The following is a 1,801-nucleotide window of genomic DNA, read 5'->3' as shown; positions in this document are numbered from 1 at the left end:
GTAGGGGGCAGGCCGACTTTTCTGTCAGGCACTATATTATATAGAGGGAGGTCTTGTGAAAATATCAATCCGCGGGGTGATTATCATCGGATGTATTGCGTTAATTTGGGGAACTCTATTAATCACCACTCCTTTTTCATATTTTTCAACCAAAAAAGTCATGTTCCTGCATACCATTGATATTATGGAAAATATATCTGACCTGACTTTAAAGGAAACTCAGAATTTTTTTTCCATTGCAAGAGGGGCAGCCCGCCTGACCAAGCGCCTTATCTCGTCAAATGTTGTCAATACAGATGCGGAGCATTTAGAAAAATTAGAAAAATATTTTTTCGATCAACTTGAAATTTATCCACAATTTGCCGGCATTTATTTAGCTAACCCTGAAGGTGAGTTTTATTATGTTAATCGTAATAATTCATATGCTTCGAATGGGTACCGGACCAAATTTATTGAAAATTCTCCCCAAGGCCGTCAGGTAAAAATGATCTTTCGGGATGCGGATATGAATATTATTAAAGAAAAATCCAATCCAAAGGATACATATGATCCAAGGAGTCGTCCTTGGTATATAAAAGCTACAAAAGAGAAACAGGTGATTTGGACAAACCCATATATCTTTTTTACTTCTCAAAAGCCCGGTATCACAACTGCCGGTCCCATATATGATGCCAAAGGCAAGTTATTAGGCGTTGTCGGTGTTGATATAGAATTGGATGTACTTTCTAAATTTATCGGCAGTTTAAGAGTTGGAAAAACAGGCATTGCCTTTATGGTTGATCAGGACAGCAATGTAATTGCATATCCGGATCCTGAACAATTAAAATATTCAGATGATAAAGAGAGTTCAAAAGTCCGTCTTCCAAAACTATCAGAGCTTTCAAATTCTGTCTGCAAGCAGGCTTTTGACTCCATACAACAAACCAAAAGATCCGATGATCCTCAACTGGTAAGAAAGAACTCAATTTTTGCAGCATTTGAGGCGGATAATGAAAAGTATTACACCATGTTCACACCGGTACAGGAATCAAAAATTTCATGGATGATTGGTGTATATATACCTGAAGATGATTATCTTGGAAAAATTACAACCAATCAGAGAATCAATTTATTACTCACGTTTATTTTATCTTGTATTGCGACTGTCATTGGTCTTTTTGTAGCCGGTAAAATCATTCGGCCCATTTCTGAGCTTGATCGTGAAGCATTAGATATTATCAATCATAATTATTCTTCCCCCAAAAAGGTAAAGACACGATTGGTTGAGATCCAGCGAACTGCCGACACGTTCCAGGGAATGAAAGAATCAGTCATTGCCTATAAGAAAGAACTGAGGAAAAAAGAACAAATTCATCGAACAATTACAGATACGGCAAATGAAGCAATCTTGATGATTAATAATGATGGAAAGGTTTCCTATTGGAATGCAGCAGCAGAAAAAATTTTTGGTTATAGCAGTAAACAGGTTATTGGAAAATCTCTCTTTGATTTTATCCCTTTTAAAGAAAAGAGTCATGGTGCAGAATTGACATTGAATCATGTTTTTCAAAATAGATTGCCAGATCAATTTCAAAAAAATATTGCATTGAATATTGAAAATAAAGATGGCCAATCTTTTTTTGTCGAAGTGTCTTATGTCAACATCAAGATTGATGAGTGCTTCTACACAATTGCCGTTATCCATGACATTTCGCAACGCAAAAAACTCGAAAATGATAAATTAGATGCCTTAAAACAGCTTCAACAGGCTCAAAAAATGGAAGCCCTTGGATTGCTGGCAGGTGGTGTTGCGCATGACCTC

The 1,801-nt window shown here is 36.6% G+C and carries 1 protein-coding gene; it reads left to right on the top strand.

The features are described 5' to 3' along the window. Nucleotides 1–55: 55 nt before the first annotated feature. Nucleotides 56–1,801 (top strand): PAS domain S-box protein (locus tag ACYQ2M_RS25010; protein WP_459919128.1); only part of this gene is annotated, 1,746 nt, incomplete at its 3' end.

This window comes from Desulfocicer niacini (assembly GCF_054657595.1).
Note: the sequence above shows the minus strand (reverse complement) of the source record. Positions and strands in the feature narration are given on the sequence as shown.